General features: G+C 50.4%; 18 protein-coding genes and 1 other RNA gene. 6 read left to right on the top strand and 13 right to left on the bottom strand.

The genetic code is table 11. The annotated features are described in order from the left end of the window. Positions 1-11 precede the first annotated feature (11 nt). Genes ubiH through GF617_RS13780 form a run of 3 tightly spaced genes read right to left on the bottom strand, consistent with a single transcriptional unit; the run spans position 12 to position 3,110 of the window. The gene (gene ubiH / locus GF617_RS13790) at positions 12-1,190 is read right to left on the bottom strand and encodes a 2-octaprenyl-6-methoxyphenyl hydroxylase (protein ID WP_203451844.1); all 1,179 of its coding nucleotides are present in this window, start codon (positions 1,188-1,190) and stop codon (positions 12-14) included. Beyond that, positions 1,187-2,500, bottom strand: coding sequence for a Xaa-Pro aminopeptidase (gene pepP / locus GF617_RS13785; RefSeq protein WP_181623828.1), 1,314 nt, complete (start codon positions 2,498-2,500; stop codon positions 1,187-1,189). The genes ubiH and pepP overlap by 4 nt, the downstream gene beginning before the upstream one ends. A 31-nt stretch (positions 2,501-2,531) precedes the next feature. Beyond that, positions 2,532-3,110: a YecA family protein gene (locus GF617_RS13780; protein WP_181620683.1), complete on the bottom strand. Its 579-nt coding sequence runs from the start codon at positions 3,108-3,110 to the stop codon at positions 2,532-2,534. Between the two features lie 168 nt (positions 3,111-3,278). On the opposite strand from GF617_RS13780, the gene zapA reads away from it, so the two are divergent. The 3 genes from zapA (at position 3,279) to GF617_RS13765 (ending at position 4,468) form a co-directional block, all read left to right on the top strand. Further along, entirely contained in the window at positions 3,279-3,608 is a 330-nt protein-coding gene (gene zapA, locus GF617_RS13775) for a cell division protein ZapA (RefSeq protein ID WP_181620684.1), read from the top strand. Positions 3,609-3,649: 41 nt separating this feature from the next. Then, positions 3,650-3,833, top strand: a non-coding RNA gene (ssrS, locus tag GF617_RS13770) — 6S RNA. Positions 3,834-3,868: 35 nt separating this feature from the next. Then, positions 3,869-4,468, top strand: coding sequence for a 5-formyltetrahydrofolate cyclo-ligase (locus tag GF617_RS13765; protein ID WP_203451843.1), 600 nt, complete (start codon positions 3,869-3,871; stop codon positions 4,466-4,468). A gap of 80 nt (positions 4,469-4,548) precedes the next feature. Here the strand turns inward: GF617_RS13765 and serA are convergent, their stop codons facing one another. Beyond that, entirely contained in the window at positions 4,549-5,781 is a 1,233-nt protein-coding gene (gene serA, locus GF617_RS13760; RefSeq protein WP_181620686.1) for a phosphoglycerate dehydrogenase, read from the bottom strand. Between the two features lie 264 nt (positions 5,782-6,045). Then, the gene (rpiA, locus tag GF617_RS13755) at positions 6,046-6,705 is read right to left on the bottom strand and encodes a ribose-5-phosphate isomerase RpiA (protein WP_181620687.1); all 660 of its coding nucleotides are present in this window, start codon (positions 6,703-6,705) and stop codon (positions 6,046-6,048) included. Positions 6,706-6,894: 189 nt separating this feature from the next. Between rpiA and argP the strand changes: the two genes are divergently transcribed. Further along, positions 6,895-7,788: a DNA-binding transcriptional regulator ArgP gene (gene argP / locus GF617_RS13750; RefSeq protein WP_181620688.1), complete on the top strand. Its 894-nt coding sequence runs from the start codon at positions 6,895-6,897 to the stop codon at positions 7,786-7,788. Positions 7,789-7,837: 49 nt separating this feature from the next. Here the strand turns inward: argP and GF617_RS13745 are convergent, their stop codons facing one another. The 8 genes from GF617_RS13745 to tkt form a co-directional block, all read right to left on the bottom strand. Then, positions 7,838-8,578: an oxidative stress defense protein gene (locus tag GF617_RS13745; protein WP_181620689.1), complete on the bottom strand. Its 741-nt coding sequence runs from the start codon at positions 8,576-8,578 to the stop codon at positions 7,838-7,840. A gap of 91 nt (positions 8,579-8,669) precedes the next feature. Beyond that, positions 8,670-9,305, bottom strand: a complete 636-nt coding sequence (gene argO, locus GF617_RS13740) for an arginine exporter ArgO (RefSeq protein ID WP_181620690.1) — start codon at positions 9,303-9,305, stop codon at positions 8,670-8,672. A gap of 143 nt (positions 9,306-9,448) precedes the next feature. Further along, a complete protein-coding gene (locus GF617_RS13735; RefSeq protein ID WP_181620691.1) occupies positions 9,449-10,303 on the bottom strand; it encodes a small-conductance mechanosensitive channel MscS in 855 nt (284 codons plus the stop codon). 188 nt (positions 10,304-10,491) lie between these two features. Further along, on the bottom strand, positions 10,492-11,571 hold the full coding sequence (gene fbaA / locus GF617_RS13730) for a class II fructose-bisphosphate aldolase (protein ID WP_181620692.1): 1,080 nt from the start codon (positions 11,569-11,571) through the stop codon (positions 10,492-10,494). A 92-nt stretch (positions 11,572-11,663) separates the two neighbouring features. Next, positions 11,664-12,827 (bottom strand): phosphoglycerate kinase, encoded by a 1,164-nt coding sequence (gene pgk, locus GF617_RS13725; RefSeq protein WP_100779013.1) that lies wholly within the window; start codon positions 12,825-12,827, stop codon positions 11,664-11,666. Positions 12,828-12,876: 49 nt separating this feature from the next. After that, positions 12,877-13,896: an erythrose-4-phosphate dehydrogenase gene (gene epd / locus GF617_RS13720; RefSeq protein ID WP_181620693.1), complete on the bottom strand. Its 1,020-nt coding sequence runs from the start codon at positions 13,894-13,896 to the stop codon at positions 12,877-12,879. Between the two features lie 349 nt (positions 13,897-14,245). Continuing rightward, the gene (locus GF617_RS13715) at positions 14,246-18,439 is read right to left on the bottom strand and encodes an Ig-like domain-containing protein (protein WP_203451842.1); all 4,194 of its coding nucleotides are present in this window, start codon (positions 18,437-18,439) and stop codon (positions 14,246-14,248) included. A gap of 536 nt (positions 18,440-18,975) precedes the next feature. Further along, a complete protein-coding gene (tkt, locus tag GF617_RS13710) occupies positions 18,976-20,967 on the bottom strand; it encodes a transketolase (RefSeq protein ID WP_181620695.1) in 1,992 nt (663 codons plus the stop codon). Positions 20,968-21,238: 271 nt separating this feature from the next. Here tkt and GF617_RS13705 point away from each other — a divergent pair, with 271 nt between their 5' ends. Continuing rightward, positions 21,239-21,997 carry a M48 family metallopeptidase gene (locus tag GF617_RS13705; RefSeq protein WP_181620696.1) on the top strand — a complete coding sequence of 253 codons (759 nt, stop codon included), beginning with the start codon at positions 21,239-21,241 and terminating at the stop codon, positions 21,995-21,997. Between the two features lie 348 nt (positions 21,998-22,345). Further along, positions 22,346-23,614 (top strand): OprD family outer membrane porin, encoded by a 1,269-nt coding sequence (locus tag GF617_RS13700; RefSeq protein ID WP_181620697.1) that lies wholly within the window; start codon positions 22,346-22,348, stop codon positions 23,612-23,614. Positions 23,615-23,695 lie beyond the last annotated feature (81 nt).

Below are 23,695 nucleotides of genomic sequence, written 5' to 3'. Positions count from 1 at the left end.
TAGTTAACTCCTTAACGAGCGACCCAACCAAGAGTCCTCTGCGCCAGCACATCACGTGCCGGAATGAATAATTCCATCGCCATCAATCCGAGATTGCGTCCGGCAACCAGCGGCGTCCAGCGATTGGCAAACAGATGCACCAGACCGTCCGTGACGCCAATGGTCATTTCTTTATCAGACCGGCGTCGTTGCTGGTAATGGCACAAGACAGCGTAAGCACCGTAGTCCTGTTGTGCTCCCCACGCCTGTGCGAGCGTTTCCGCCAGACTCATCACATCCCGCAACCCAAGGTTGAAACCCTGGCCCGCAATAGGATGCAGCGTCTGAGCAGCGTTTCCAACCAGCGCCACGCGATGGGAGACAGGCTGAGACGCCGTCGTCAGGGACAAGGGATAAACCGACCGTTTACCCGCATGCGTAATACGCCCTAGTCGCCAGCCAAACGCTTTTTGCAGCTCAGTGCAGAAACGATCGTCTGACCAGGCCAATACGTCGTCTGCATTCTCTTGCGGGTGACACCAGACCAGCGAGTAGCGTCCTTGCGACATAGGCAACATGGCCAGCGGGCCATGTTGCGTGAAGCGTTCAAACGCGCGGCCATGGTGCTCTCCCGCCGTTGTGACATTGGCAATAACAGCCACCTGCCCGTATGGCTGTTGTTGCCATTCAATGCCGCATTGCGCGCCAAGAGCAGAGCGGGAACCATCTGCCGCGACCAGAAGTTGCCCTTCCAGCGTTGTGCCATTTTCCAGCGTGACGCTAACAGCCCCTTCACTCCGGCTAAAATGAGCCACTCGCTCAGGGCAATGTAACGTGACACCCGGTGCATCCTGTAACATGCGGAATAAGCGCAAACCCACGTCATGCAACTCAACCACCTGGCCTAACGCGTCAATACGATAATCCTGCGCATCCAGCGTCACAAACCCGGCATGACCGCGATCGCTGACATGCACCGTGTTAATGGCTGTTGCACAATCCGCAATCGCCTGCCAGATCCCAATACGCGCCAGTTGCTGACAGGTTCCTTGCGCCAGCGCAATCGCGCGGGCATCAAAACCGGGGTGATCCGTTGCCTGCGGTGCAACGGCCTCAACCAGATGAACCGGGAGTTGACCCTGTGTTAAATGGGAAATAGCCAAAGCCAGTGTGGCCCCGGTCATCCCACCACCGACGATGATCACGCTCATACGCGAGCCGCCGCCATCAGCGCCTCAATATCATCGGCGTTTTTCACCACACTGGCGGTCAGATTCTCATTTCCGGTTTCAGTAATTACAATATCGTCTTCAATACGAATGCCGATCCCGCGGTACTCTTCAGGCACATCAGCATCCGGCGCAATATAGAGGCCCGGCTCAACGGTTAACACCATACCCGGCTCCAGCACGCGTGAACGCTCAGGACCGTAACCGCCCACATCATGCACATCCAGCCCCAACCAGTGGCTCAGTCCATGCATAAAGAACGCGCGATGCGCATTCGCAGCAATCAGCGCATCGACATCACCTTTCAGAATACCCAGCTTCACCAGCCCGGTAATCATGATACGGACCACTTCCCCGGTGACGTCCTGAATAGACGTCCCAGGTCGGTACAGGGTCAGCGCCGTTTCCAGCGATTCCAGAACAATGTCGTAAATTGCGCGCTGTGCTGGCGTGAACTTACCATTTACCGGGAACGTGCGAGTGATGTCCCCGGCATAGCCCTGATATTCGCAACCGGCGTCAATCAGCACCAGGTCGCCATTGCGCATTTCGCTTTCATTTTCGGTGTAATGCAAAATACAGCCGTTTTCACCGCTACCCACAATGGTATTGTAAGAAGGATAACGCGCGCCATGGCGGTTAAATTCATGATGGATTTCGCCTTCGAGCTGATACTCGAACAGACCAGGGCGACACTTTTCCATCGCCCGGGTATGAGCCAGCGCGCTGATCTCGCCAGCGCGACGCAACACACTCAGCTCTTCCTGAGATTTAAACAGGCGCATTTCATGCACCACAGGACGCCAGTCGGTCAGCGTGGCAGGCGCAGACAAATTCTGACGCGAGCCTTTACGCAGTTTATCCAGCGCGGTAAAAACAATCTCGTCAGCATAGGCATACTCGCCCTGCGCGTGGTAGAGCACATTGAGACCGTTGAGCAACTGATAGAGCTGCTGGTTGATTTCGCTGAAGGCCAGGGCACGATCAACACCCAGCTTAGCGGGTGCGGCATCCTGGCCTAAGCGGCGACCAAACCAGATTTCGGCAGTCAGATCACGGACGCGATTGAAAAGTACACTGTGGTTATGGGTGTCATTGCTCTTGATCAGTACCAGCACGGCTTCCGGCTCGTTAAACCCGGTGAAATACCAAAAATCGCTGCTCTGACGGTAGGGGTATTCGCTGTCAGCACTGCGTGTCACTTCTGGCGCTGCAAAAATGAGAGCGGCGCTTCCCGGTTCCATTTTTGCCAGCAGCGCCTGGCGACGGCGGGAATACTCAAGCTGTGAAATAACCATGACACCCTCCTGTGCGTTATTTTTCTTAGTGTAAGGTTGGTTTGCGAACTTCTGGAGCCGTTGGCTGCGGACGCGTAAAGGTTTCATGGCACAGCAAGGAAGCCACGCGAACGTATTCGATAATCTCTTCGAGAGACATTTCCAGCTCTTCCTGGTCTTCTTCTTCGTCGTAACCGAGTTGCGCAATATTACGTAAATCGTCGATCGCCTCGCCCGCTTCACCGGTCACTTTATCGAGCTTAGGCTGTGTGACACCCAGTCCCAACAGATAGTGATTTACCCAGCCTGCCAGCGCATCAGCGCGATCGAACACGCTAACATCATCACCCTCAGGCAGATAAAGCTGAAAAAGGAAGCCATCATCTTCGAGAGAATCACTGGTGGCGGAGTGCATTTTTCGCAACGCTTCAGCCAGCTCGTGACCAAACGCCAAACCTTCGTTCGTCAGGTCGTGAACCAGCGGCTGCCATGAGCTGTCGCTGTTTCCGCCGCACAGCATGCCACTGATCAGACCGTGCATTTCAGCAGGGGTTAAACCCACGCCCTGCTGGTTCAGTAACTGGTTTAAATCGTTGTAACCAGGCATTTCGTTCTGTATAGACATGCGCATTCGTCATCGTTGGGAGGAATATTCATGATATGCTACCACTTTGGACCCTGGTGATACCAGAAAAGGGCTTGTATCTTCACATCAGGGTAGCTATAGTGTCGCCCCTTCGCCGCCCCCAGGGCGCTGAGCGAAGGTAGCGCAGTCAATCAGCAGGAAGGTGGCATGTCTGCACAACCCGTCGATCTCCAGATTTTTGGCCGTTCACTGCGAGTGAATTGTCCGCCTGAACAAAGGGATGCTTTGAATCAGGCTGCGGACGATTTGAATCAGCGGTTGCAAGATTTAAAAGAACGCACTAGAGTCACAAATACTGAGCAGCTGGTCTTCATCGCCGCGTTGAACATCAGCTATGAACTGACTCAGGAAAAGGCCAAGACCCGCGATTACGCGGCGAGTATGGAACAACGTATTAAAATGCTCCAGCAAACCATTGAACAAGCATTGCTTGATCAAGGTCGCATAACCGAAAGACCGGGGCAAAAGTTTGAATAACACTTCGCAGTTGACTATGGTAGAGTAACTGCGAAGGAAAAATTTCTCTGAGATGTTCGCAAGCGGGCCAGTCCCCTGAGCCGATATTTCATACCACAAGAATGTGGCGCTCCATGGTCGGTGAGCAAGCTCGGTTCGTCCGAGAAGCCTTAAGACTATGACGACATATTCACCTTGAACCAAGGGTTCAAGGGTTACAGCCTGCGGCGGCATCTCGGAGATTCCCTCCCTTCCTACCGACTACCTACCAGCTCATCATTATGACGCAACCTCCTGCCGTTTCGGCATTACGACAAGAAATCCGACAGCTTATCCGTAAACGTCGCCGTGCGTTATCGTCAGAACAACAAGCCCATTTTGCACAGCAAGCCGCCGCCCGAATGATGGCGTATCCGCCTGTCATAATGGCGCGCACCGTCGCTCTGTTTCTCTCCTTTGATGGTGAGCTGGATACGCAACCGCTGATCGAGCAACTCTGGCGTGCCGGGAAGAAAGTCTATCTGCCCGTCTTGCATCCGTTTAGTGAGGGTAATCTGCTGTTTCTGCATTACCACCCACGCAGTGAGCTGGTCGTGAATCGTCTGAAAATCACCGAGCCGAAACTCGACGTCCGCGATGTGCTGCCGCTGGCAAAACTCGATGTGCTGATCACGCCGCTTGTCGCGTTTGATGAACAAGGTCAGCGTTTGGGTATGGGCGGCGGTTTTTATGACAGAACACTGCAAAACTGGCAGCAATATGGGTTACACCCAGTAGGCTACGCACATGATTGCCAGGGTGTGGAAACGCTGCCAGTGGAAAAGTGGGATATTCCGCTGCCTGCGGTAGTGACACCGTCGAAAGTGTGGGAGTGGGCGTAAAAACAAAACGGTAACACCCGTTACCGTTTTTAATGTTTGCGCCCTCGCCTTGCGGATGAGGGCATCAGGCCGCGATAAAATCAGTAAAGCAGGCGTGCGCGAATCGTCCCCGGAATCGCTTTCATGCTCAGCAGCGCTTTCTCGGCAACATCTTCGTCCGCTTCAATATCAATAACCACATAGCCCATCTGAGAGTTAGTTTGCAGATACTGTGCGGCGATGTTTACGCCCTGCTCAGCAAAGATCTGGTTAATCGCGGTCAGCACGCCTGGACGGTTTTCATGGATGTGCAACAGACGACGTCCACCATGGAGCGGCAGGGAGACTTCCGGGAAGTTCACTGCAGAAAGCGTAGAACCGTTGTCTGAGTATTTGCTCAGTTTACCCGCCACTTCCAGGCCGATGTTTTCCTGCGCTTCCTGAGTAGAGCCACCGATATGTGGCGTCAGGATCACGTTATCAAACTCGCACAGCGGAGAGGTAAACGGATCACTGTTGGCTGCGGGTTCAGTCGGGAAGACGTCGATAGCCGCCCCCGCCAGATGTTTACGCTTGAGCGCATCACACAGCGCAGGAATATCCACCACCGTGCCGCGTGCTGCGTTGATCAACAGTGAGCCCGGTTTCATCAGTGCCAGCTCTTCCGCGCCCATCATATTCTTCGTGGAAGCATTTTCCGGTACATGCAGGCTCACTACATCGCTCATATTCAACAGATCGGAAAGGTGCTGAACCTGAGTAGCGTTCCCCAGCGGCAGTTTGCTTTCAATATCGTAAAAGAAGACGTGCATACCCAGAGATTCAGCCAGAATACCGAGCTGAGTACCGATATGACCGTAACCGATAATCCCCAGTTTCTTGCCACGCGCTTCAAATGAGCCAGAAGCCAGCTTGTTCCACACACCACGGTGCGCCTTGGCATTCGCTTCAGGGATGCCACGCAACAGCAGAAGCAGTTCGCCGATCACTAACTCCGCCACGGAACGGGTATTGGAGAAAGGAGCGTTGAAAACAGGAACACCGCGTTTTGCCGCTGCATCCAGATCAACCTGGTTAGTACCGATACAGAAGCAACCAATTGCGACAAGTTTTTCAGCACAGGCAATAACGTCAGCAGTCAGGTGAGTACGGGATCGCAGACCAATGAAGTGGGCATCACGGATGGACTCTTTTAACTGCTCGGTGTCCAGTGCACCTTTGTGGAATTCAATGTTGGTATAACCCGCTGCACGAAGGCTATCGAGTGCTTTCTGATGCACGCCTTCGACGAGCAGAAACTTAATCTTGTCTTTTTCCAGTGATACCTTTGCCATTTACCCGACCCTGTTTTATCTGAACTGATGTTGTGCTGGATTTAAATCCGCTCTAGCCAACATATCAAAAAAAACTATTGCAGCAATATGAACGTTTGCGTCAGCACACTGAAGAAAAGTCATGCAAGGCAAAATGACAGAGTAAAATGCTGAAGAGGTTTACTAACGCGGCAGGATCATCAAGAGAGTGGCAAAAACGTGATACAAGTCACCAAATTTAGCTTTTCAAAATTTTTTATCGGGGGGAGGCTTCCCCCCATCAGATCATTTTACGATGGTTTTCACACCGTCAGCCGTACCGATCAGCGCAACATCCGCGCCACGATTGGCGAATAACCCTACAGTGACTACGCCTGGGATCGCATTAATGGCATTTTCCATTGCGACAGCATCCAGAATTTCCAAGCCGTGCACATCGAGGATCACATTACCGTTGTCCGTCACAACACCCTGACGGTATTCCGGGCGACCTCCCAGTTTCACGAGCTGACGAGCGACTGCACTTCGCGCCATCGGGATCACTTCGACCGGTAGCGGGAAGTTACCCAGGATATCCACCTGCTTGGACGCATCAGCAATACAGATAAATTTATCCGCAACAGAGGCAATGATCTTCTCACGCGTAAGCGCTGCACCACCGCCTTTGATCATCTGCATATGGCCGTTGATTTCGTCCGCGCCATCGACGTAAATCCCCAGACGATCCACCTCGTTAAGATCAAAAACAGTAATACCAAGGCTTTTCAGCTTTTCCGTGGATGCATCAGAGCTGGATACCGCCCCTTCAATCTGCCCTTTCATTGTGCCCAGCGCATCGATAAAGTGCGCCGCTGTCGACCCCGTGCCGACACCAACGATGGTTCCTGGCTGCACGTACTGGAGCGCGGCCCATCCTACTGCTTTTTTCAGTTCATCCTGCGTCATGATCGTTTTGCCTGTGGTATGAAAACGTAGGGCGCATTATAGAGCATGGAAGCGGGAAATGTCCCTGTGACCATTGTCACATTACCGCGCAAAGCTCTGACAGATCCGATGTGGGTGCATTTCGTCTGTATCAAACGTAAATTTGTGTCATAGTGCAGAATAAGCACTTTTCAGGAGTCAGCCAGAGCAATGAAACGTCCGGACTACAGAACACTACAGGCACTTGATGCGGTTATTCGTGAACGAGGTTTTGAGCGCGCAGCGCAAAAGCTGTGCATCACTCAATCAGCCGTATCACAGCGTATCAAACAGCTTGAAAATATGTTCGGACAGCCCCTGCTCGTTCGTACTGTTCCACCTCGCCCGACAGAGCAGGGGCAAAAACTCCTCGCCCTTCTGCGCCAGGTAGAACTGCTGGAAGATGAATGGCTCGGTGACGAACAGACAGGTTCCACGCCGCTTCTTCTTTCGCTGGCGGTGAACGCCGACAGTCTGGCAACCTGGTTACTTCCCGCCCTGGCCCCCGTCCTGGCCGACTCCCCCATTCGCCTGAACTTGCAGGTGGAAGATGAAACCCGTACCCAGGAACGCCTGCGTCGCGGTGAGGTTGTGGGAGCCGTCAGTATTCAACCTCAGGCACTGCCAAGCTGTCTGGTGGATCAACTGGGGGCACTGGATTACCTGTTTGTCGGTTCCAAAGCCTTTGCTGACCGTTACTTTCCGAATGGTGTGACCCGTGCAGCCCTCCTTAAAGCGCCGGCCGTGGCATTTGATCATCTGGACGACATGCATCAGGCATTTTTGCAGCAAAACTTTGATCTGCCGCCAGGCAGTGTCCCGTGTCATATCGTGAATTCATCCGAAGCCTTCGTTCAACTGGCACGTCAGGGAACCACCTGCTGTATGATCCCGCACCTGCAAATTGAGAAAGAGTTAAAAAGCGGTGAGCTGATTGATTTGACGCCTGGGCTTTATCAGCGTCGGATGCTGTACTGGCATCGCTTTGCGCCGGAAAGCCGAATGATGCGCAACGTCACCGACGCACTACTGGCTTTTGGGCATAAGGTATTGAGACAGGATTGATGTACCGAATCCCCTCTCCCGGCGGGAGAGGGTCAAGGCGGTGGGCAAATTACTGTGCCTTTGCCGCTTCAGTCTGCGGGTTCTGAGCGGGTTCCAGTTGGAAGACAACATCAACTTGATCGCCAAACTGAATGGTTGGCTGCTCATACGTTTCCTGAGCAGAAACCGGCGCGGCATCTGCCTTCATCATACGAACCATTGGGCTTGGCTGGTAGTTAGAGACGTGGTAACGCACGCTGTACACGGGACCAAGCTTGCTGTTAAAACCTGCAGCCAGTTGCTGAGCCTGATGAACAGCATCATCGATAGCTGCTTTACGTGCTTCGTCTTTGTATTTTTCCGGTTGCGCAACACCCAGTGAGACGGAACGAATTTCGTTCAGACCCGCCTTCAGCGCTCCATCCAGGAGTGCATTCAACTTATCAAGTTGACGCAATGTGACCTCTACCGTTCGCACCGCACGATAACCTTTGAGAATGCTTTTCCCATTCTGGTAGTCATAGTCCGGCTGTGTACGCAGATTTGCGGAATTGATGTCTTTCTTCGCTACACCATTCTGCTCCAGGAAAGAGAGATATTGCGCAACGCGATCATCTGCCTGCTTTTTCGCAGAGGCTGCATCTTTCGCCGCAATATTAACTTCAATGGCCAGTGTCGCGACATCCGGCACAGCATCTACACTCGCCGTCCCTGACGTGACAATGTGGGGACCATCAGGCAATTCATTTGCCTGTACTGACACCGCGCCTAAACTTACTAATGCCGCCAGAGCCATCATCTTTAACTTCACTGTCATTCCTCCATGTTGCGAAGAGTGCCCAAAAACAGGGCGCATGCCAGCAAGCTTAGCGGGTATGGTTCAGTTGTCCATAAGACAACGCTTAGTTGAACAACCCTTGCACATGATGAATCCCCTCTTTCGCCAACTGAAAAGCGATAAACCACATCACCGCGCCGACTAACGTATTAATGATGCGCTGCGCTTTTGCCGTGCGTAAACGTGGAGCAAGCCAGGCTGCCATTAATGCCAGACCAAAGAACCATAAGAAGGATGCACTCACCGTTCCCAGAGCAAACCAGCGTTTTGGCTCAACATCAAGTTGGCCGCCGAGGCTGCCCAGCACCACAAACGTGTCCAGATAAACATGCGGGTTGAGCCACGTTACCGCCAGCATAGTGACGATGATTTTCCAGCGGCCCTGTTTCATCACCTCAGCGTGGGTCAGTTCAAGGTTGCTGCTCATCGCCGTTTTCAACGCACCAAAACCGTACCACAACAGAAACGCCACGCCACCCCAGGTGACGAATGCTAACAGCCAGGGAGACTGCATTAGCAATGCGCTACCACCAAAGATCCCGGCGCAAATCAACAGCAAATCACTCACCGCGCACAGCAAGGCAATCATCAAATGGTACTGACGACGGATCCCCTGGTTCATCACAAACGCATTCTGTGGTCCCAGAGGAAGGATCATCGCCGCACCAAGCGCAAGACCTTGAAAATAATAAGATAACATTCGATACATCTCATGCAGTTTGTCCTGGGTGCTGACTATACTGCGAGAGTGTCATTAGAGGAAATTGATAATATTAATCACAGATTAGTATCACTAATAAAAAGCCCGGTAGCGTTATGCTGACCGGGCCTGAGGAAAAAGGATTACTCGCCTTCTTTCACACGTTTTACATTCACATCCATCTGCGGATACGGGAAGCTGATACCGTTGGCATCAAAATCACGTTTAATGCGCTCCAGCACATCCCAGTAGACGTTCTGCAGATCGCTGCTTTTGCTCCAGATGCGCACGACAAAATTAATGGAAGATGCACCCAGCTCATTCAAACGAACGGTCTGCTCTTTATCTTTCAGAATACGATCGTCAGAAGCGATTATATTTGAAATCAGCGATTTAACCTTATCGATATCCGAATCATACGCCACACTGATAATCAGCTCATTGCGGCGAACCGGCTCACGGGAGAAGTTAATAATATTCCCCGCGATAATTTTCCCATTCGGCACAACAACAATACGCCCATCGGTAGTACGCATCGTGGTAGAGAAAATCTGCACCTGTAATACCGTTCCGGCAACACCGCCCAGATCAACATATTCCCCTGATCGGAATGGACGAAAAGTCACCAGCAATACGCCTGCGGCGAGGTTCGACAATGACCCCTGCAATGCCAGACCAATAGCCAAACCCGCAGCACCAAGTACAGCGATAACCGATGCAGTCTGTACACCTACGCGCCCAAGTGCGGCGATCAAGGTAAATGCAATAATCCCGTAGCGCACCAGTGCGGAGAGAAAATCAGCGACTGTGGCATCAATCTGACGAGCCCGCATCACACGATTCACGGTATTCGATACGATGCGTGCCACGAGCATCCCGACGATAATAATGGCGATTGCCGCGACGATGTTCACGGCATAGCTCAACAGTAATTCCTGATTGCGCACCAGCCAGGAGCCCGCGTTATTGATGCTGTCTACGACGTCGAGTTGTTCCATTCATTCTTCCTTATGCTAAACCAAATCACAAAAATCCATCCCCCATGGAGACAGGCAGGTGAGTAAAGGGTAAACAAAAAGAGAGGGATTTGCCAAACAGATCACAAAAACAGCGAGGACAGGCTGTTGAAAATGCATAAAAAAAGGCCCGCAATTGCGGACCTCTCCGAGGCATTTAGCGACTCAAATTACAGAACGTCAACCGCGTTCAGTTCTTTGAATGCCTGCTCCAGACGCGTGATCATAGAGGTCTGTGCAGCACGCAGCCATACGCGTGGATCGTAGTATTTTTTGTTCGGCTGATCTTCGCCTTTAGGGTTACCCAACTGACCCTGCAGGTAAGCTTCGTTAGCTTTGTAGTAGCCCAGGATGCCGTCCCATGTTGCCCACTGGGTATCGGTATCGATGTTCATTTTCACCACACCGTAGCTTACGGAATCTTTGATTTCCTGAGCAGAAGAACCGGAACCGCCGTGGAATACAAAGTTCAGGCTGTTGTGCGGCAGGTTATGTTTCTTAGAAACATAGTCCTGAGAATCGCGCAGGATAGTTGGAGTCAGAACAACGTTACCTGGTTTGTACACGCCGTGCACGTTACCGAAAGATGCCGCGATGGTGAAACGTGGGCTGATTTTGCTCAGCTCGGTGTACGCGTAATCAACATCTTCTGGCTGGGTGTACAGAGCAGAAGCGTCCATGTGGCTGTTGTCTACGCCGTCTTCTTCACCACCAGTGCAACCCAGTTCGATTTCCAGGGTCATGTCCATTTTGGACATACGTGCCAGGTATTTGGAGCAGATTTCGATGTTTTCGTGCAGGGACTCTTCAGACAGGTCGATCATATGAGAAGAGAACAGCGGTTTACCGGTCGCAGCGAAGTGTTTTTCACCCGCGTCCAGCAGGCCATCGATCCACGGCAGCAGTTTCTTCGCGCAGTGGTCAGTGTGCAGAATAACAGGAACACCGTAGTGCTCAGCCATCTGGTGAACGTGATGTGCACCAGAGATTGCACCCAGGATTGCAGCACCCTGAGGAACGTCAGTTTTCACGCCTTTACCTGCGATGAACGCAGCGCCACCGTTGGAGAACTGAACGATAACCGGTGCTTTAACTTTTGCAGCGGTTTCCAGTACGGCGTTGATGGAGTCGGTCCCCACGCAGTTAACTGCTGGCAGAGCAAAGTTGTTTTCTTTAGCTACCTGGAACACTTTCTGAACGTCATCACCAGTGATCACGCCAGGTTTTACGAAATCAAAAATTTTAGACATGTTACGTAGTCCTGTATCTTCGGCCGTTAGAAAAGGTGCGGGCTCTAAAAAGCACGCTGAAAATTGGGCAGGTTTCCCTGCCCTTGAATGGCTTACTTCTTAGCGCGCTCTTCGAGCATTGCTACTGCTGGCAGGACTTTACCTTCCACGAATTCGAGGAATGCACCGCCACCAGTGGAGATGTAGGAGATTTTGTCGGAAATACCGAACAGGTCGATAGCTGCCAGGGTATCACCGCCGCCAGCGATAGAGAACGCTTCGCTATCTGCGATGGCGTTAGCAACGATTTCAGTCCCTTTACGGAAGTTCGGGAACTCGAACACACCAACCGGGCCATTCCACAGAATGGTTTTGGCGTTTTTCAGGATATCAGCCAGTTTCTGTGCAGAAACGTCACCCAGATCCAGAATCTGCTCTTCATCTTTGATGTCGTTTACAGATTTCAGAGTAGCGGTCGCCGTTTCGGAGAACTCAGTCGCTACGCGAACATCCGTTGGGACTGGGATATCACAGGTCGTCAGCAGGCGTTTCGCTTCATCAACCAGGTCTGCTTCGTACAGGGATTTACCGACGTTGTGGCCTTGAGCAGCAACGAAGGTGTTTGCGATACCGCCACCCACGATCAGCTGATCAGCGATTTTGGACAGAGAATCCAGAACGGTCAGTTTGGTAGACACTTTAGAACCACCAACGATAGCGACCATTGGACGAGCAGGTTCTTTCAGGGCTTTGCCCAGCGCTTCCAGTTCGTCAGCCAGCAGTGGACCTGCGCAAGCGACGTCAGCAAATTTGCCGATACCATGAGTGGAAGCCTGTGCACGGTGAGCCGTACCGAAAGCATCCATTACGAATACGTCGCACAGTGCAGCGTATTTTTTAGACAGCGCTTCGTCGTCTTTCTTTTCGCCTTTGTTGAAGCGAACGTTTTCCAGAACAACCAGTTCACCTGCAGCCACTTCAACGCCATCCAGATAATCTTTCACCAGGCGAACCGGGCTGGACAGTTTGTCTTTCAGGTAATTAACAACCGGCAGCAGAGAGAACTCTTCGTTGTACTCGCCTTCAGTCGGACGACCCAGGTGGGAGGTTACCATCACTTTAGCGCCCTGCTTCAGTGCCAGTTCGATGGTTGGCAGAGAAGCACGGATACGCGCATCGCTGGTCACTTTGCCATCTTTAACCGGTACGTTCAGATCAGCACGGATGAAAACGCGTTTACCAGCCAGATCCAGATCGGTCATCTTAATTACAGACATGGTGAATCCTCTCGTTGATTCTTAAAGTTTTGCAGACGCACAATGCGTCTTACCTGAAACCTTGAGCGGCCATTGCTAACGTGGTGTCGAGCATTCGGTTAGCAAAGCCCCATTCGTTATCACACCAGACCAGCGTCTTGATAAGGTGTGCGCCACTGACGCGCGTTTGTGTACCATCAACGATGGCACTGTGCGGATCGTGGTTAAAATCTACTGAGACCAACGGTAATTCCGTATAGTCAACTATACCATGAAATGCACCCTGTGCCGCTTTTTGCAGCAACAGGTTGACTTCACAGGCTTTTACCGGTTTTTTCACCGTTACACTGAGATCAATTGCAGTGACGTTAATCGTCGGAACTCTTACCGCAATCGCTTCAAAACGGTCGTTAAACTGCGGGAAAATACGGGTGATCCCCGCAGCCAGCTTCGTATCCACAGGAATGATCGATTGGCTTGCGGCGCGAGTGCGTCGTAAATCGGGATGATAGGCGTCGATCACCTGCTGATCATGCATGGCGGAGTGGATCGTCGTAACGGTCCCAGACTCGATACCGTAAGCATCATCCAGTAATTTAATGACGGGTATTATGCAGTTTGTTGTGCAAGAGGCGTTAGAAACAATGCGATGCTCCGCACGTAATTGCTCCTGATTAACACCAAATACAACTGTAGCGTCGAGGTCGTTGCTGCCGGGATGTGAAAAGAGCACTTTCTTCGCACCAGCGGCGATATGCGCCTCGCCGTGCTCGCGATTACCGTATACACCGGTACAGTCCAGTACGACATCAATACCCAGTTCCCGCCAGGGAAGTGCATTGAGCGTACGTTCGTGCAGAATGCGAATGACGTCGTCGCCAACCATGAGCTGTTCACGCTCCTGGCGAACATCCCATGCAAAACGTCCATGGCTGGTGTCATATTTCAACAAATGCGCCATGCCTTCGGCATCCGCCAGTTCGTTGATGGCCACCACGGTGATTTCCGCCCGACGTCCGGATTCATATAAAGCACGAACCACGTTACGCCCGATGCGACCAAAACCATTAATCGCTACGCGTACGGTCATAGATCTCCTGCAAGGCTATCCCTGAGTTTGAGGTGGCTGAAAGAGTAATCCAGCTATGCTCAGAGGGGAATCCTCGCCTGTCACAAACTGCGACTGATTGGTCAATTGTCGAACACTTAATCAACTGAAACGCTTCAGCAAGAATAAGCGAAACAAGGAATAAAAGGAATGTCTGTCCAGGTGGATTCGCAATTTATCTGACTTGCGTCACATTTTACTGTTTGATGCCGACAAAAGCAGATGAAGGTACGGAGGAAAATTATGTTGAAGCATTACTCACTCATATGTGCTGGTTTCATACTTATATAGCTCTCCCGCAGCAGATGCTGGCGCTGCGGGAGAGATAAGGTTAGTTCACTTTCAGCGTCGTTGTAATGGTATAGTTCAGCGCCCAGGAGGTATGCCAGTCACGACCATTAAATGTAATGACACCACGATAATTCCCCTTAGGCAGCGAGGCGTTATTTCCATCTTCTGGTATGTAGGTAATCTTCGGTGCATTACCCGGTGCTGTGCACCCTGAAGCATTGTTAAATTCAAAGAAAGTACATCTGTTCGATACCTGTCCTCTGAACGTAACAGTCTGAATGTTGCCTTTTTCATCTGTCAGCTTAGCTGTCAATACTGAATACGCCCCATAATTATGTGTCCATATTAAGGATGCAGGACCCGTAGTGTCTCCGGTTACAACAAAACCAAGGTTGAGAAAGTTATAAATCGTTTCTCCTGTGTAAGCACTGGACTGAGCAGCGCTGGGAATATTCCACGTATCGTCAATCGTCCCCATAAATACGGCAGAGGAGTTTGAAATATTACTACCATTAATACTGGCCGTAACTGTTACCTTGCCAAAGTCAGAACCGGACACTTGTATCGCCGCTTCACCTTTATCATTCGTATTGCTGGTCGTAGCAGAAAGTTTATTTATAGTGGTCGTCCATGAGACCGTTTCCCCTTTCAATGGATTATCGTTAGCATCTGTAATAGTAGCCATATAGATAATAGGTGTGGTGTTAGCCGCTACGTGGTCAGTACTGGCGATCAGTTTGACGACTTTCGCCGTTTTGGCATTACCGATAAAAGTGACGACATTCGCGCTACGCTGGCCCGCTGGCGAGACCAGCGAGGCCATCAGTTTCACACTTCCAGCTTTAACTGACGTGCCGCTGACACTCGCTTTACCGCTATCTGATGTGATGCTATTTACAGAAGACAGTTGTATATTTTGATTATCCGTTGTCCAGTTTACCGTCACCCCTTTCAGCACATTACCGTTGGCATCTGTGATATCCGCGGTCCACATAACTGATGAAGCGCCATCTGCGATGGCCTGTGAATTACCCGCAGTAACAGTATTGATTTGCGCCGTTCCGGTATTCCCAATCACATGCAGTATTTGCGACTGACTGCTTACACCTGCCGTAGCATTTACAGTAATACTCCCTGTTTTCAGACTAGAAAATGCCGTCACCGCCCGCCCATTTTCATCCGTTACGGACGACACGTGGCTGAAACTACTACTGATTTCGCTACTGCTCCAGTTTACCGTCACACCCGAAACCGGGTTGTTGTTTGCGTCCATCACACTAGCCGTCAAGGCCACACTATCCTTATCGGCAACAATATCAGTCAACTTATCGGCAACCAATGTCCTCAGCTGCGAAGAAGTGCGGTCAGCCGTAAAATTTAGCCCGGACAAACGCTGCGAAGCACCATTAATGCCAGCATCCACGCCATAGCTACCCGCCACTTTCGAGGACACCTGTACCTGAGCGACGCCACTTCTGTTGGTTTTACTCTTCTGTACCGACATTTCTGCGCCAGAAGGTGAGACGCTCCAGTTAACCTCAGCCCCTTCCAGCAAATTACCGTCGGCATCAGTGACAGTTGCGCTGACGATAATAACTTCTTTTCCATTGGCGACAACGCTCTGGCGATCTGTGACAATATTCGCCAGTTTAGCTGTCGTCGCATCGGCGACAAACATCACCCGCTCAGCCTGAAGCGCAGTGCTTTCTTGCGTGCGAGCAGAGATAACCATACTACCAGCGCTGGTTGACATCACCGCTACTTGCGAACGACCATTCTCATCGCTGGTAGTCTCTGTCTCGCTGAACCGGGTATTCTGGGTATCAGATGACCAGAATATCCTCATATTTTTCAGTGTTTCACCCTTCGCATTTGTCACGATAGCAGTATATGTAATGCCGTCATTACCATTAGCAATAGCCTGCGTTTTACTCGCAGAAATGGCACTAATCTTCTGCGTACTACTGTCAGCAACAAAGGTAATAGACTCTGTTTTCTGCGGCGATTTTCCGTTCACATCCGCAGTTACTGTCACTGTTCCCGCTTTTGCCGACTTCAATGCAAACGTCGCTTTTCCCTGCCTGTCAGTTAATGACGATTGGCTTCCAATACGGGTGTTATCTGTTTTCTCTACAGTCCAGTTAACGGTTACACCTTCCAGAGGGTGATTAAAATCATCTATCACCAAGGCCGTGAGCATGCTGGTGTCGTTATTATTCGCAATAATCTGCTGTTTTTCACTGTCAATAGAGACTACTTTGGCCGTCGCAGTGTCCGCCACAAAACTCAACACAGGCGAACTTAATGATGCCCCTTTCTCCAACTGTGCGGTTATGATTGTGTTCAATATGGCATTACTCGTGACCTGAATCTGCGCGTCTCCCTGTTCATTGGTCGAGACCCGGGATGAAGACAGCGTTACCTGCGTGGAATCCGCAACCCAGTTGACGGCAATACCCTTCAATGCCCGGCCGTACTGGTCAGTAACATGCGCCATCAACATTATTGGCGCAGCCCCACTCGCCTGGGCGCTCGTAGCTGAAATATCGAGCCCGGCAAGTTGTGGAAGTGTCTCAACTGCCTCTTCGATCAATTTTGTGCTAGCCAGTCTTTCCGTTCCGTCAATCAGTGGTTGAATAAGCAACGTTTCAGGTTGGTTGCCTGATGTAAGCGTCGCTACGTACTCTCCTGGCGCAGTTTCACTATAATCTGTCATAGTGGCTTTTTTCAGCAGACCCGCAATACCAGGATCAACCGTTGTTGAGGGGGATAGTGTGGTGGTCAAACGCGAAGCCAATCCTGCTGCACTAGCTCCTTGGCTGGTTTTAAGGCTCACTGTAACCGTGGCAGTACTCACTCCATCGGCTGGAACCTTACCCGGAGTCACAGCAACAGAAGACTGGAGAACAGTAATATCAATGCCACTGATATTGATCTTCATCTCGCTGGCATTTGATTTATTGCCATTTTTATCCCATGCCGTCCCCATCAACGTGTAACTATTGATACCATTGCCCTGCCACGCGGGTAGGGTCAGGACAAACTGATCCGGAGCACTACCCTGGACAATTTTTCCGCCATTATTCAGGAAGGATGCCGCCTGCCATTCAATATGGTCAAGGCCATATTTAGTTTTAACCTTCGCGCTGATATTCTGTCTGGATTGTTCTTTCCCTTCCAAAGAAGAAGGGAGCGTCAGCGAGATCAGATCCTGTTTGCGATACTCCAGCACAATATTATTGTTTCTCGCGACCAGATCTTGTCGGCTCCCCATAAGCGAGCGACGTTGTGCCACCACAGAGCTATCTAACTGGTTGCTTAACGGCATTCCCATGAGCCAGTTGAACGTCAGATTAAGCTGGGTATCGTTCTCACCATTTTTACCCCATTTCTGGTCCATACCAAGCGTCAGCAAAGGAAACGGGGTATAGTTCAGTCCAAGCGTAATAGCATGTGGGTTTTTCTGCCGAAAATCGTCATCATCACCAAACAATCCCACGCTGTTACCATAATATTGCTCATAAATAACATTTGCGCCAAGCTGTGGCCAAGCGGGTAAATACCCTTCAGCCCGAATATCGAAACCATTAGCAACACGTTCATTATAATCGGTATAACGGGATGAGGACATCCAGTCACTCAGACGAATATAACCATTAGCAGAGAGCTTAATATAATCCCAACCTAACTCTACCCCATAGCCCAAACGATCATGTTGAACACTTGAGATCTGGCGGTCATAAAAAACATTAGTTCCCAGCATCCATTTGTCAGAGAAATAACGATAACCTATACCAGCATTAATAATATTACGTTCATCATGGCGACGACCACCCAGTTGGGTAAATAGCAGATTTTCCTTATAATCATAAATCGGCAACAATACATCCAGTGCAGAGTCATTTAATGTGAAATGCTCATCTGTGCTGATGTTCACTCGCGCCGTACCAAACTGATTTAACCACTGCTGTAGCTCTTCAGAAGCCATACCTGTCGTGGTAGACACTACTGCCTGACTTAGCTCCCCTGCATTGTCGTTACTTAATAGCGTTCCAGCCTGTATTGTGGCCTTTGCAACACTGTTTTCAGTCTGTTTCTGTGAGGATTCATCAGCACGAACTAACTCCTGTGCACTGACATTCCCGGTTGGTGCTAAATATAATAAAAAGGAAGATGGACATAATTGCAGGACTATCTGAATTGCAGCAAGCAACTTTCCGCCATAAAGTTTCATCTCTACGCTCCATGAAAGAGAATTTCACATTAATCGGCGAAGAGTATATTTGTTAGTTCGATTACACAACCCCTAAATATTTTATTTCTTTCCGAACCCGCATACTCAACACATAATTAATCACCCCATGAATAATCAACCACATAAATATAACCCCCTTAAATATATAATCCATTAATATACTCATGTGGCATGATTCAATTCAAAAAACACATCAATAAGACACGGCCTTCAAATTTATTTTTAAATAATCCAATAAAATAATAATGGAGATTTAAAAAAGACACTGAAACATCTGATGCTTGTCAGTTAAAAACTTGAAAACGAAAGAGAAGAAAGAGAAGAAAGAGAAGAAAGAGAAGAAAGAGAAGGAAATTATTACTTATTGAATTTATGAATAGTATTGAGAACTTAGTTAAGTAGTAAAAAAATCCGTAATCCCTAAAAAGATTACGGATCCTTACACCGTTACTTGTCGGTCGCGACTCCTTAACTAATTGACATTACGCTAAGGAGTCCCTGTTTATGATGCCGAATTACAGCAGTTCTTTCGCTTTCGCGACAACGTTTTCAACAGTGAAACCGAACTCTTCAAACAGCAGTTCTGCTGGCGCTGATTCACCGAAAGTGGTCATCCCGACGATAGCGCCGTTCAGGCCTACATATTTGAACCAGTAGTCTGCAATACCTGCTTCGATTGCGACACGAGCAGAAACGGCTTTCGGCAGTACAGATTCACGGTACGCCGCATCCTGCTTGTCGAACGCATCAGTGGACGGCATGGAAACCACACGCGCTTTAACGCCTTCTGCAGACAGTTTGTCCCAGGCTGCAACAGCCAGTTCAACTTCAGAACCGGTAGCGATGAAGATCAGTTCTGGCTGACCAGCACAATCTTTCAGCACGTAGCCACCGCGAGCAATGTTAGCCAACTGCTCTGGAGTACGTTCCTGCTGAGCCAGGTTCTGGCGAGAGAGGATCAGCGCGGTTGGACCGTCATGACGCTCTACACCGTATTTCCACGCAACTGCAGATTCAACCTGGTCACATGGACGCCATGTGCTCATGTTTGGAGTAACGCGCAGGGAAGCAACCTGCTCTACCGGCTGGTGAGTTGGACCATCTTCACCCAGACCAATAGAGTCATGAGTGTAGACCATCACCTGACGCTGTTTCATCAGCGCAGCCATACGCACGGCATTACGCGCATATTCAACGAACATCAGGAAAGTAGAGGTGTACGGCAGGAAACCGCCGTGCAGGGAGATACCGTTCGCAATCGCAGTCATACCGAATTCACGTACACCGTAATGGATGTAGTTACCGGCAGTATCTTCGTTAATTGCTTTAGAACCAGACCAGATAGTCAGGTTAGATGGAGCGAGGTCGGCAGAACCGCCCAGGAATTCAGGAAGCAAAGGACCAAAGGCTTCGATAGCATTCTGAGACGCTTTACGGCTGGCAATTTTAGATGGATTCGCCTGCAATTTAGCGATGAACTCGTTCGCTTTCGCATCGAAATCAGCTGGCATGTCACCTTTCATACGACGGGTGAATTCAGCCGCTTCCTGCGGGAAGGCTTTTGCATAGGCCGCAAATTTCTCGTTCCATGCGGCTTCTTTCACCTGGCCGGCTTCTTTTGCATCCCATTGAGCATAGATGTCAGACGGGATTTCGAATGCCGGGTGTTTCCAGCCGAGAGCTTCACGGGTCAGCGCGATTTCAGCATCACCCAGTGGTGCACCGTGGGAATCGTGCGTACCTGCTTTGTTCGGTGAACCGAAACCGATGATGGTTTTGCACATCAGCAGGGACGGTTTGTCGGTCACTGCACGAGCTTCTTCAACCGCACGTTTAATCGAGTCAGCATCGTGGCCATCAACACCACGTACAACGTGCCAGCCGTAGGCTTCAAAACGTTTCGCGGTATCGTCAGTGAACCAGCCTTCAACATGACCATCGATGGAGATACCGTTGTCGTCATAGAACGCAACCAGTTTGCCCAGTTTCAAGGTTCCTGCCAGGGAGCACACTTCGTGAGAAATGCCTTCCATCATGCAGCCGTCACCCATGAACGCATAGGTGAAGTGGTCAACGATGTCGTGACCAGGACGGTTGAACTGCGCAGCCAGTGTTTTCTCCGCAATTGCCATACCGACAGCGTTCGCAATACCCTGACCCAGTGGCCCGGTGGTGGTTTCAACGCCAGCGGTGTAACCCACTTCAGGGTGACCTGGCGTTTTAGAGTGCAGCTGACGGAAGTTTTTCAGCTCTTCGATCGGCAGATCGTACCCGGTGAGGTGCAGCAGGCTGTAGATCAGCATGGAGCCATGGCCGTTAGACAGCACGAAACGGTCACGGTCAGCCCAGGATGGGTTCTGCGGGTTATGGTTCAGGAAATCACGCCACAGGACTTCGGCAATGTCAGCCATACCCATAGGGGCGCCCGGGTGGCCGGATTTGGCTTTCTGTACTGCGTCCATGCTCAGCGCACGAATAGCATTAGCAAGCTCTTTACGTGAGGACATTTTAACTCCAGATCGGACTGTTAAAGGCCATGCCCTTGACGACAGCGCGTTTTGGGCTATGCCGGAAAAAAGTGCCAACAATGTAACCCAAGCGAGAAAGCATGTACATGGAGCATTCTTTTGCAGCTTAAGAAATCTCTGGATCATGCTCGCATGTTGCGCAATCTACTCGCCCGCCACTCTCATTCTTCCTTATACTTAGCCCACTCCGGTTTCGCTACCGGTGCATTTTTCAGATTTAATTCAGATTAACAAGTACGGAAGCAACATCATGAAAATGCGTGCAATTGTGCTGGCCTTTGGTACAACGCTCCTGCTGAGCGGCTGTCAGAATATGGACTCTAACGGCTTGATGACCTCAGGCGCAGAAGCTTTTCAGGCGTATTCCCTGAGCGATGCCCAGGTGAAAACGTTAAGCGATCAGGCCTGTAAAGAGATGGACAATAAAGCTACCATCGCACCGGCCAACAGCACTTACACGCAGCGTCTGAATAAGATCGCCTCTGCGTTAGGTGACAATATCAATGGTCAGCCGGTGAACTACAAAGTTTATGTTGCGAAAGATGTAAACGCGTTCGCCATGGCTAACGGCTGTATCCGCGTGTATAGCGGGCTGATGGACATGATGGACGATAACGAAGTCGAAGCGGTGATCGGCCATGAAATGGGTCACGTCGCACTGGGTCATGTGAAGAAAGGCATGCAGGTGGCGCTAGGTACAAACGCCGTCCGCGCAGCAGCAGCCTCCGCGGGCGGAATTGTCGGCAGTTTATCGCAATCTCAGTTGGGTGATTTGGGTGAAAAGCTGGTCAACTCCCAGTTCTCACAGCGCCAGGAATCTGAAGCCGATGACTATTCTTATAACCTGTTGCGCAAGCGTGGCATCAACCCGTCAGGCTTAGCCACCAGCTTTGAGAAACTGGCAAAACTGGAAGAAGGACGTCAAAGCTCCATGTTTGACGATCATCCGGCCTCAGAAGCGCGAGCTCAACATATTCGTGACCGCATGGCGGCAGACGGAATTAAATAAATTAAGTAAGTAAGGAGGCAATATTGCCTCCTTTTCTATAAAGCATCTATTGTTAATTTAAACGCACAGAATGCCAATAACTAACCAACAGACCAGAAGTGTTTTATTCGAAATATAAACTTACCACAGCGTAATATCTCATTCTTTATATTGACCGCCGATGGTATCTCTGCACGGAGGTATATCGCCAAAATAAACCATAGTCTACCCTCTCACCGCTATCCCTTGCGGGCTGAGCGATGGCGTAAAACATGCATTCACATAATGATTGCAATCATTATCTATTCAGGTAACTATTCATTACGCAACAGAACAATTTGATATTATCCAGAAAGAGAAGTTCCCTCCGTGAAAAAAGAATTATCATTAATTGTATTAAGTTTATTCGCATCAATACCTGCTCTGGCAAACCAGCAATCGGATAGCAATGGATTTGTTGATGACAGCCATTTAAATCTATTTTTACGCAATGCCTATATTGGCCGTGATTATCATCAGGGTCAGCAGGATAAAGCCGAATGGGGCCAGGGCATTGTGGCAACATTCGAATCCGGTTATACCGAAGGGCTGATTGGTTTCGGCGTTGATGGTATTGCCCAGTATGGCGTGCGTCTGGACGGTGGCCGCGGCAAGAGCGGCGCTGGCGGTATCGACTTCTTCAAACAAGAAGATGATGGCCGGGCAAAATCAGACCTGGCAAAGTTTGGCGCGACGGCCAAAATGCGCATCTCCAACACCGTACTGAGCTACGGTAATCAGCGCCCGGAACTGCCCATTGTGAATTCAGACAGCTCTCGCCTGCTGTTTGAGAGCTATACCGGCGCAATGCTGACGTCAAAAGAGCTCGACGGGCTGGACATCAACGCCGGTTATTTCACCGATGAACAGCGCAAAAGTGACGATCGTCATGACAGTGGGCTGAAGAGCCTCTCCTTCGGCGGTGCAAGCTACCAGTTCAACGACCAGTTTAGCGGTGCGTTGTATGCTTCTCACGTTGAAGAAGTGCTGAACAAGCAGTACCTGGGCATGAACTTCAAACAACCCTTCAGCACCGGACAGCAACTGGTTCTCGACTTCAACGGCTATAACTCCCGTTTGGATCAAGGTTATGCGAATAGCCTCGACACCGGACGCAGCAACAGTATCTGGAGCCTTGCAGCCAGCTATATCTGGGATATTCATACCTTTAAGGTGGCGTATCAGCAGAGCAGCGGCAGTACCGGTTACCATTACGGCAGTTACCGCGACCAGGGTGGCGTCGGTGATGGTGGCAACACGATCTGGCTGGCGAACTCCTATTGGTCTGATTTTAATGGTGAAGACGAACGTTCCTGGCAAGCCTCTTATGGGCTGGATTTTGCCGGCCTCGGCTTACCTGGCCTGAGCTGGACGACCGCTTATGTTCGTGGCGATAACATCAAAACGTCTGAAACCAGCAACGGTAAAGAACATGAATGGTTTAACCAGGTTCAGTACCAGGTCCAGAATGGCCCGGCGAAAGATCTGAAACTGAAATTACGTTATTCCGTGCTGCGCGTTTCCAGCAATGCCAGCGATTACAACGTCGGCGGGAATGAAATCCGCGCTTACGTGGAATACCCGTTTAACGTGTTCTAAGCACATAATAAATATCCTCCGGCATAGCCGGAGGTTTTTCTGATGCGCCTGTAAGGCTCTCTTACCAGCCACGCCCTAACA

The organism is Lelliottia sp. RWM.1 (assembly GCF_016859735.1).
In the GTDB taxonomy this organism is placed as follows: Bacteria; Pseudomonadota; Gammaproteobacteria; order Enterobacterales; family Enterobacteriaceae; genus Enterobacter.
This window is presented reverse-complemented; position numbering and strand designations above follow the sequence as displayed.